The following is a 9,859-nucleotide window of genomic DNA, read 5'->3' as shown; positions in this document are numbered from 1 at the left end:
CGGGGCGGGCAATTCATCAGCGGGGACTACCAGAGGTTCCTGGATCAGAACGCCTTGGTGAGCAGCATGAGTGCGGCCGGTCACTGTGCCGACAACGCCGCCTGCGAAGGCTTCTTCGGACAGCTCAAGCGGGAGCGCGTGCATCACCAGAACTACCGAACCCGTGACGAGGCACGGGTCGATCTGTTCGACTACATCGAGCGGTTCCACAACCCCCGGATGCGACGTAGAGTCGCTCGCCGGGACCGTAGGTTTTCAGCCTTGTTCAAACCGTCCGCGGAAACGGGGTAGAACCCATTGACCCCCTCGCGCCAGCGCCTCAACTGCATCCGTTGCGAACCCGCTTTCGCCGGTCGGGCACGAAAGCGGCACGCCGAACTCTTGAGATTGATAGATGTTCACTGTGCTGCTGAGCAGGCGGGCACCGGAGCCGCTCTCGCCATCTCGGAGACCGATGGGCGTGTCCGTCCATTCAGTGGCCGTGGGTGAGAAGCAATCGAGGGCGGCTTCAGGGTTCTGGCGGCAGCTCGTGCTGACGCCCTCGCCAACGCTGGGCGTGCCTGCTCCGATGGCCTTCTGGGTCGCCGTCGGTGCGCCGACGAAGGGGAAGGCCTGCGCGTACTGACTGCGAGTGACACCGTATGCGCCCAAGGTGCTGATCTCGTTGGCGTCAAAGGTGTCTATGGCGGCGAAGCCAAGGAAACCTCGCCCGCCGGATTGCATGCGCGCGGCGGAGTACCGGTAGTTGGTTGCAATGCGCGCCTCGGGCTGTCCGCGCAGGGGCGCGCTGCTCTCGACTGATGCAACGACATACATGGGTGCCAGCAAGTCGAAGACCGGGGCGCCACGCCCCAGCGTCTGCGCCCACGCGGCCTTGCCTGGACGGTACACGGCGCGGTTGGTCAAGGGCTGATAGTGGATGCGTGTCTCGGCGCCCAGGCCATCCGTGATGCGCGTGATGGTGTCTCGTGCGGTGTGCGGTGAGGCCCGCCGGACGATACGAACCTCCGGGGCGTTGCTGAACACGTTGCGAGCCAAGCGCGCGAAGTCCAGAACGCCGTCGCCATCGATGTCCATGGTGAAGGACTCGAAGTCCGCAAGGCTGCGGCCCGCGATCGAGGTGTGCAGCGCTGGAAGCAGGCGCGCACTATCCAGAACAAACCAGTTGGTGCTGGTCCCGGCCATGGCAGGACGCATGCACCACGGTTGATCTGCTGTGCCTACCTGCTGCCCGCCGCAGCTGGCCTGGGGGCCACTGACTGCCACTGGATAGACGAGGTCGGTACGCCCATCGCCGGTGAGATCGACCCATTGAAGGCGATCGGCGTGCGTGACTCCGGTCGCGGCAATCAGCGATTGCGCGAAGCCCCGCCCTGTGTTCAAGCGAACTCGGACTTCGGTGTAGTTCGGCGCGGCGGCGTAGGCGAAATCCATCAGGCCGTCGCCGTTGACATCGGCCATCGACATGTAGGCAGGAAAGTTGGAAAGCCCCTCAGTGCCAATTGCAATTCGATCGTACTGAGCGAAGTTGGCGCGACCTGAAGCGATATCGCTTGAGACGAAGAAGTACCAGGCTTGCTCTTGCGGCACGGGGCCGGCGCCGCGCTGGGTCGCTTGGCGCAACCACTCTTCCTGCTGCTCGGGGCTGGCAAACACCCATGGGCCGCCGACGTCGCCCTGCGGGGCACCGAAGAGGGCGTAGCGCGTGACGAACAACTGGACATCGCCGCGGCCGTCCCCGTCCAGGTCCGCCGGCCGCGCTTGACCTCCGCCGCGCGAAAAGGACACCGCACAGAAGGTCTGCGGCCATCCCGGAGGCGTGTCCGGGTGGCAAGGGTCGCCGGGCTTCAGGCCGAAATCGAGCGGAAGCTCCTGCGAGAAGCTGCGTCGGGGCACAGGGCCGCTCCGATCGATGCGTCCCAGCCTCACCGCCAGGCTTGCGGCCAGGCCGGGAGCAATCTGTCCGTACGTCGGATACAGCAAATCGGGCAAGCCGTCACCGTTGACATCCAGCACCAGTAACTCGGCGCTCTCGGTGCTGGTCGACCCGACGGGCACTTGCACCCCCAATGTGTTGGCAGCCTCGAAGACAGGCGCAACGCCAGTTGCGGGCCGACCGAGCGAACGATGAGCTGACCAAGAGCCACCGAGCGGTCCCGTCATGAGCAGGTCATCGCGGCCGTCGCCATCGATGTCCACCAGGTGCCATTCGTCTGCGCTGCGCTGATCGCTGCGTTGCAGGCAATGCACATGGGATGTCAGAGACAGTGGTTGTGGCGACGCCGAAGTGCCCGCGCCTGCCTTGGTGGCGAATAGCACTCGCACGCCGTAGTTGGTGCTGCAGCCACTATGCGGCCCAGCCCACACAATGTCCTGACGGCCGTCGCCGTCGATATCGCCCACCTTGAAGTAGCGCATCTCTCCAAACGTGGTGCTGCCGAATTCAGACAGCGTGACTGCGGTGGGCTCGTCGCTTCCCGGCTCAAACGTGAACTCGGTCGGCGGGAAGCACAGCGTCTTGGAGGAGTCACTGCATTCGTACACGCGCTGCAGCAGCCGGCGTCCGCTGCCCGAAGAGGCGGCCACGTGTTCCAATGAGTAGTGCCGGACTTCCGTGGCCAACGGCTCGCGCACGCCGATGCCGGTGAGTTCTTGCGTGAGGCGGTAGGGCGCACCGGATTGCCAACCCGCGTGCTGAGCCGCCAAGGTGCGTGTCTCGTAGCTGAAGCTGACCCGCGCATAGGGTGCGGCGTCGGGTGCAGACTGCCCCGGCAAGCGTCGCTTTCCGGTGTAGCGAACCTCTGCCAGGTGGATTTCATCGGCGATCGCGCTCGCTGCCACCGAGGCACTATTCAGCCATTTGGCGTAGACGTACTCCAGATAGTTTCCACTGGAGTCCTCGACACGGTTGAGCAACCACTGCCGGTGTGCGCAGGCCACCCCGGTTGTGCCGCCACAGCCTGCCACCGTGAGGCGGGCATCCTCGGTCTCGCCATAGGACTGCACCGTGCCGTCTCGCCGCTCCACACGAAAGCTGAGGGGGCCGGTATAGCTGGCCGGATTCGTGCTGTTGTTGCCACCCAAGGCCGTGATGCGAGTGAACGGATCCTGCTCTGCCCGGTACTCCGAGTTTGCGCTCCCGTAGGTGCCGCCTATCAGCAGCAAGCGCTGACCATCCAGGCAGAACACGTCATCCGCATCGAAGCGAACCGCTAGGCCAACGTAGTTGTCGGCACCCAAGCTGTCGCCGTGCTCGGACGTGCGCCTGCACCGACTGATATGAGAGCCCCCGCTGATAGACCAGCCGTAACCGGCCGGTCCGTCTCCGCTCTGGCTGTTGTAAGTGAGCGCCAGGTCGGGCGCGAGACCCGCGACGCCCGGAGTAACCGCGATCGGGATCTGGTACGAGGCCTGTCCGCTCTCGTCAACGCGGAAGACACCGGAGACGGTGCCGACCGCGTCCGAAGTAGCGTCCTGGGCCGGCAGCGTGTCTTGGGCGCTCACCGAGGAGCAGATGAGGAGAACAGCCCAAGTCCAAAAACGGAAGGTGCGTCGGTTAGGCATGATCGACCCATAGAAGCCCCGAAACCGGGGCCACCACCGTACTCACTTTGCTTCGAACATCCGACCTGTCAGATCTGACAGGTACCCTCGTGGGAGGCGGGTTGAAAGAACCTCAGGGCGAGACGACGTGAGGCTGAAGCACAGCGGCTTAGCTGACTCGTTGCGGGCCGCTACTGCGTAGCTGTGGAGCGCGAAGGCTGCCACAACCCCATTAAGGAGCGCCCGGGTGTTCCACCGCCTGTGGGGGCCTTCAGCTCACCGCCCCGCGCCAGCTATGCAACGCCGACCAATCCGCGCCAGCGCCCAAAGCGATGGGAACCGAAAGAGATCGGCGATCGCAACGATTCAAGGAAAGGCACTGGACATCTTTGGTCGCTCCGTACGTCCGGAACCCTACACCGACCCTCACCGCATTCTTCACCCGTCTAACCGGCACCCCACAGGTGGCCGTCGATGCGGCCGAACCACTCGACACAGTGCTGGAGAAGGTGGCGTGTTGGCTTGGCTCACGCCTGACATCGCTCGCCGGCCGGGATAGCTGGGGCGCTCTTGCTTACCGGCAGCTCGAACGCGAACTCGACGATGCGCTGAATATCGTGCGGCTCTTGCCGCACACACTCGGGGAGAAACGGCACCGGCGCGCACCTGGCCCATGCAAAGATCACACGCATGGACCAGGACGCCTAAGCCTGCTTACAGCGACGCCTTCAGAGCAGTAGCCGGCTTGAACCCGACACTCTTCGACGCCTTGATCTTCACCGTTGCGCCGGTCTGCGGGTTGCGGCCGTTGCGCGCGGCGCGCTTCTTCAGCTTGAAGCTGCCGAAGCCGAACAACGCAACCTCGCCATCCTTCTTGATGCCCTTGGCGATGGTCGAGAAGATCGTGCCGACGATGCGCTCGGCTTCCGCCTTCGAGATCTCGTGGGTGGCCGCGACGGTTTCGATCAGGTCCTTTTTATTCATCCTTCGATTTCCCTTGTGGAATATGGCGAATTCCGCCGTCGCCTATCAGAACGGCCCCAGCTGGACGGGTCAAGACTGTTGACGGCTACGACTGATGGAAATCTCCGCGAAATCGCCACTATTCGGGAAGTGGGCCGCACTTGGGCTCTCCATCATGGGCAACGTGTTCCCCATCCCGGACCTGTCCATGAGCACCGAAGCCGCCCTGTTCACCGCCCACGACGGCCACCGCACGAAGTACATCGCCGTGCCCGAGCGCGCCATCCGCCACCTGGTCGGCCAGCCAAGCCCCTGGCGCCTGTGCGACGGTGAAATCCCGTCTATGCCTTCGGCATTGACCGACCGCGTGCTGTCCTGGGTGAATCCGCAGCTCCGACGTATCGCCGTCGCTCCCGCGGCAGAGCTCGGCTTGCTGGCGTCAAACACCGACAGCTTCGCCAGCGTGTTCGGAGTCGATGGCCTAGAGGGCGATCGACCCGGCTGCGTCGGCCGCGTGGTCCTCGATGCCCCGCAGCTAGAGCGCCTGCCGGATTGCTGGCGGCCGCAGTTTCTGAAGGCCCTGGATCACTGAGGCGCGCCGATGTCGAACACGAACGACACCACCGTCCTGCCGACGCGCATCGAGATCATCCGCGGATTCCACTTCGGCGCTACCACGACCACGAGTGGTGCCGCTGACCGCTGGGAGTTAGCCCGAGATCAACTTCAGCAGGCCCATCTCAGCCTTGAGGCCACGCTTGCCGCAGTGCTAGAGAGCTGCCCCGATGCAATCGACAACGAGATCACGCACCGGCTCGCATCGACCGTGCTCAAGGCGCGGCGAGTCGCTCTTGAGCGCCGCGGCACCGAGTAGGTAGCAAAGATCCAAGTTGGCTGCGCGGCGCCGGCTGCGACAATCGCAGCCTGAGAACACGAACCCTCACTGACGAGCAACACCTTGCGGCCGATCACGGCCATGTTCCGGGAGGAAAGCTACGTGGAAGCAGCCTGTAGACCATCATCAGGTAACCTCCTCCGAGCGCCGACAGCGAACGCGAACCAGGAACGCGATGAGAGCCACATGGAGATCATGCCAAAGCGCGGAGAGTATCCCTTGATTCATTCCTATCTCGATCCGCGGACTGTCACTCGGGAGACGAGCTGGTTCCTCGTTGGCGCTGCCTTGACTGTCGCGTCCTCGGCACTCTTTGCCTCCACGGCGGCCAGCTTGATCGCCGCGATTCTGCCCACGCTCGCGATACTCTCAGCAGCCAGTCGTAGCTTTCTTCCTGCTCTTCTGTGCCTCGTAGCCAGCGCAGTGATGGCCATCAGCGGAGTATCCCTGGCTCCTACTGTGGCCGGACTGGGACTCGCGCTAGGACTCATCTTTGCAGCACAGCGCTTCGTGGAGAACCTGTAACGTGGCGACCTCGTCGCTCGGCTGAGCACCGGATAACCTGCTGATCCAACTTGGCAGCGCGGCGCCGGCTGCGACAATCGCAGCATGAGCACGAAGACGTTCACCGACGAACAGCAGGCCGTGGCCGATCACGGGCACGGCCACGCGCTCATCAGCGCCGTCGCCGGCAGCGGCAAGACGACAACCCTCGTCGAGCGCATCGCCCGGCTGGTGGAGCGCGGTGCACAACCGAGCCGCATCCTGTGCCTGCAGTTCGGCAAGTCCGCCCAGCTGGAGTTCCAGTCGCGTCTGGCCAAACGGCTGCCCGGCGAGCAACCCAAGGTCCACACCTATCACTCGCTGGCGCTGGCCTTCCTCCAGCACTTCGTGCGCCGCGGCGAGCTGCCGGATGCGCGCATCGAGCCCGGAGAAGGCTTCTGGGAAGCACGCGCTCGGCACGCACTCCAGCCGATGTGGGCGAAGGCCTTTCGCGGCATGCGCCCCGGTGCCGATGTGTTTCAGGAATTCCTGGGCTTCGTGACCCGCGCCAAGGCGACGCTGGCGCCGCCCGAAGAAACCTTCCAGCGCTCGCAGCTGAAGCCGGAATTCGCGATCTTCGTGCCGGCCTTCAAGGCGCTGGAATCCACCCGGCTCGCAGAGATCGACGCAGGCCGCGGCGCGCGCAGCTACGACGACATGCTGTTCGACCTACTCGTCCTGCTGAAGGAACGTCCGGAGCTCTGGCTGCAGCTTCAGGGGCGGCTCGATCACATCCTCGTCGACGAATTCCAGGACACCAACGAGATCCAGTTCGAGTTCCTCCGCGGGCTCGCCGGCGACTCGGCCTCCGTGGCGGCCTGCGGCGACGCCGACCAAGCGATCTACGGCTTCCGCGGCAGTCGCGTCGAGATCATGACCCGCCGCTTCGCGGAGGCGTTCAGCCCCTGCACCCGCTTCACCCTGAGCCGCACCTTCCGCTACGGGCCGCGCGTGTCGCTGATGGCGAATGCACTCATCAGCCACAACCGAGAGCGCGACGACCACATCGTGGTCAGCGCGCCGAGCTGCCCGGACACGGCCATCGAGCGCCTGGCCGTGGCAGCCGGCGCCAGCAGCGGGCTCGTGGGTCTACTGTCCGGTCTGGCCGCGCAGCATCGCCTGCACGAAGTGCTGATGCTCGTCCGCAACTTCGAGCATGCCCTGCCCTTCGAGTTCGAACTCACCAAGGCGGACATCCCCTTCGTGGTCGAGGGCCGCGAGAGCCTGCTGCGCTCCCCGGAGCTGGCCATGCTGACGGGGGCGCTGCACCTCGCCGCCGGCAAGCTGCCGACCGAGCCGAGCGTGCTCTCGGTCTACCTCGATGCGCTGATCGGCACGCCGACCCTCTACCTCGACCGCGCCACCAGCGAGAAGATCAAGGGCGATGTCCTGCGCGCAGCGCTCGCGCGCCAGCGCCTGGGCCCTGCCCTCAATCCGCACATCGCGCGGCTGCAGGGTCCAGTGCAGGGCAACCTCGCGCGGCGAGCCGCGGCCATCGCCGACATCGAGAGCGGTCGCTATGCGACGCAGTCGCCGAGTGCTGTCTTGAAGCGCTACGCCACGGCGATCGACCTGATCGCGGGGATCGAGCGCAGCGCCAGCACCCCGGAGCGCGCGGCGGCCCAGCTGGGCAACATCACCGCCTTCCTCACCCTCGCCGGCGAACACGAAACGATCGGCAGCTTCCTGCAGGCCATCGACGAGGTGGCCAACCGGATCAAGCCACAGGGCGACCACCTGCGCATCACCTCGATCCATCGGGCGAAGGGCGCGGAGGCGCCGCTGGTCATCGTGCCCGGCTGGGGTGGCGGCTTTCCCTCGCCTCGCTCGAACCTTGAGGAGGAGCGTCGCCTGGCCTACGTCGCGATCACCCGCGCCAAGGAGCGGCTCGTGCTGATCCATCCGGATGACCGCGAGCTGGAAGCAAGCATCTCAGCAGGTTCCGGGGTGCCGACACCCATTGGGGCCGCGGCCTCGCGCTTTCTCTACGAGATGGATCTGCCCGGCATGGCCTCGGTCCACCGCGCGCTCTTCGGCGGTGGCTTCGGCGGGCGCTGCCTGCAGCCGTCTCTGGCCAGTCGCTACGCCGCCGAAATCGGCATGGAAAAGCCCTTCACCAGTTCTTCAAACTCGACGTCAGCAGCATCCACCGCGGCACCACCGCCGCCCTTGCCCCCGGACGCCGAGTTCACCCCGCTCACAGAGCGCACCGTGGTGCGCGTGGGCGATTTCATCAAGGCGACAACCGGAGCGCGCTGGGGCATCGTGGTGAAGCTGCCCTCCCCTCGCACGGCCGTGCTCCGGGATCACCTGGGTGGCGAGGTGGGGATCTCATTGACGCGCGGCGCGTGGCGACACGCGTCGGTTGCGCGCGAGTAGATCCGGCGAATGCTTGCGCTCGTTCGTTCAATTCCTCCGTCCATGAATCCGGAACCCGAAGTTCGCTTGAACCTGTGGCGCGTCGCCTGGCTCTTCGGCGAGCACCCGCATGCCCAAAAACCCTGCGAGACGATCTGCTACGAGCCTGAAGAAGCGCGCTTGAGCCAGCACCTGCTCTTCCCGGAGGCGCATGGCCCGCTGCCGACAGCGGAGCGAAAGGTGGTTCGGCGGAGGCGTCACACAGCGCTTATGCGCGAGTCCTGACGTGGCTCGCTCCAACCTCAGCGACAAGGACACCCATATGGACTTGGCAGACCACAAAAAGCCCTCCACAAGCCGGAGCAATTTCGCCCTCCGCATCGTCAGCGGCGCTGCAGCTGCTGCACTGGGTGCTGAGTCCTCCTTGCTGGGGTGGACGATCAGCAACGTTGCCCTACTTGCCGCGGCTATCGCTCTGGTCACCCTCGCGTTCGACGATGTGCTCAGGCCGGTTCTGCCGGCGCGGTATGGCCGTATGGCTCGATTCGGATTTTCCGCAGGGTTCGCAGCGATGGCAGTCGCCACCGTTCTTGCCGCCTTTCGCTCAAGCGCTATCCCAGTCTGAGGAGCAGCCCAACATGAGTCCAGGCCCGAACTCGGCCGCGTTCATTCTCGTTGATGCCCCGGTACTTGTAGGTCTCATGCTTGGCGGCAGCAGTCCATCGGCGCGCCTGCCACCTGCAGCGATCGAGGAGGCATCGCCTTGTGTCCGAGCTGCATTGCAGCGCCTGCTGGATCACTCGCACAGACAAGCATTGCCGCGCTCAGATCTGTAAGCTGCAGAGCGCCAATGCGGGCGCATGATGCAGCACCAAGATGCGCGCCCCTCTTCGGTTCGCCAGCTGTCAACCTCTGGCCCCCGTTATCGTCACGCAGTAGCCTTGGTCTAGATCGCAGCCCCGCTGCGTGCGCCGCCGCTCCCGGCTTGAAGGAGCACACCGGGCCTAGCCCAGTCACCCCGCGGGGACCCGATCCCCGCACCAGGGGGTTCGTGCGTCTCCGCTTCGCCTGGAGACTCACCATGCACACCCTTGATACCGCAGACGGAATGTCTGCAGGTCTGCTCCCGCCGTCCGTGCGAAACCTGGCGCACACCCTTGCGTGCCAGCTGTCCGGCTACGACCAACAGCTTGTTGAGACCGACCGCGCCTGCGGCCGCTACTCGGCCCAACTCCGCTTCCTCGAGCTCGAGCCTGACATCGAGCGCAGCCGGCAAGGGCTGCAGCAGTTGCGCGAGCGCGCCTTCGAACTCGGCCCCGCCACGTTCAACGCGCTCAATGCCGTCGCCGCGGCACCCGATCCCGCCCGCTGGCGGCCCACGCCCGAGGACCTGCAGCGCAGGTTCTGACCCACCCAACCCGGCTCGCGCGGGGTTGTTCCGGCGCGCTTCGGCTTGGCAAGGCCCGCGGGAACAACTCACTTCACCCCTTTCGCAGCCTCGCGGCTGTAGCGCCCCGCTCGGGCCATGATTGAGCACACACCAGCCTACCGGCCTAC

The 9,859-nt window shown here is 65.3% G+C and carries 9 protein-coding genes; 7 read left to right on the top strand and 2 right to left on the bottom strand.

All coding sequences use genetic code 11. From position 1 onward, the window contains the following. Positions 1-291, top strand: a 291-nt coding sequence (locus BLP83_RS16515; protein WP_143006745.1) for an IS3 family transposase, incomplete at its 5' end; no start/stop codon positions are given. Here BLP83_RS16515 and BLP83_RS16510 read toward each other — a convergent pair. Both BLP83_RS16510 and BLP83_RS16505 read right to left on the bottom strand, forming a co-directional pair. Next, positions 256-3,504 carry an FG-GAP-like repeat-containing protein gene (locus tag BLP83_RS16510; RefSeq protein ID WP_176764253.1) on the bottom strand — a complete coding sequence of 1,083 codons (3,249 nt, stop codon included), beginning with the start codon at positions 3,502-3,504 and terminating at the stop codon, positions 256-258. The two genes, BLP83_RS16515 and BLP83_RS16510, sit on opposite strands and share 36 nt — an antisense overlap. A 753-nt stretch (positions 3,505-4,257) precedes the next feature. After that, positions 4,258-4,527 carry an HU family DNA-binding protein gene (locus tag BLP83_RS16505; RefSeq protein WP_091245453.1) on the bottom strand — a complete coding sequence of 90 codons (270 nt, stop codon included), beginning with the start codon at positions 4,525-4,527 and terminating at the stop codon, positions 4,258-4,260. 187 nt (positions 4,528-4,714) lie between these two features. On the opposite strand from BLP83_RS16505, the gene BLP83_RS16500 reads away from it, so the two are divergent. From BLP83_RS16500 to BLP83_RS16470, 6 genes are all read left to right on the top strand, one after another. After that, a complete protein-coding gene (locus tag BLP83_RS16500) occupies positions 4,715-5,098 on the top strand; it encodes a hypothetical protein (protein ID WP_143006744.1) in 384 nt (127 codons plus the stop codon). 9 nt (positions 5,099-5,107) lie between these two features. Continuing rightward, positions 5,108-5,380: a hypothetical protein gene (locus BLP83_RS16495; RefSeq protein WP_091245447.1), complete on the top strand. Its 273-nt coding sequence runs from the start codon at positions 5,108-5,110 to the stop codon at positions 5,378-5,380. 207 nt (positions 5,381-5,587) lie between these two features. Continuing rightward, positions 5,588-5,926 (top strand): hypothetical protein, encoded by a 339-nt coding sequence (locus BLP83_RS16490; protein WP_091245444.1) that lies wholly within the window; start codon positions 5,588-5,590, stop codon positions 5,924-5,926. An 84-nt stretch (positions 5,927-6,010) separates the two neighbouring features. Beyond that, positions 6,011-8,323 carry an ATP-dependent helicase gene (locus BLP83_RS16485; protein ID WP_091245443.1) on the top strand — a complete coding sequence of 771 codons (2,313 nt, stop codon included), beginning with the start codon at positions 6,011-6,013 and terminating at the stop codon, positions 8,321-8,323. A gap of 265 nt (positions 8,324-8,588) precedes the next feature. Then, positions 8,589-8,927 (top strand): hypothetical protein, encoded by a 339-nt coding sequence (locus tag BLP83_RS16475; protein ID WP_091245438.1) that lies wholly within the window; start codon positions 8,589-8,591, stop codon positions 8,925-8,927. A gap of 456 nt (positions 8,928-9,383) precedes the next feature. After that, a complete protein-coding gene (locus BLP83_RS16470; protein WP_143006743.1) occupies positions 9,384-9,710 on the top strand; it encodes a hypothetical protein in 327 nt (108 codons plus the stop codon). Positions 9,711-9,859: the final 149 nt, after the last annotated feature.

Source organism: Aquimonas voraii, from assembly GCF_900101825.1.
Taxonomy (GTDB): Bacteria; Pseudomonadota; Gammaproteobacteria; order Xanthomonadales; family Xanthomonadaceae; genus Aquimonas; species Aquimonas voraii.
The sequence above is the reverse complement of the archived record's forward strand: the minus strand, read 5'-3'. Positions and strand labels throughout refer to the sequence as shown.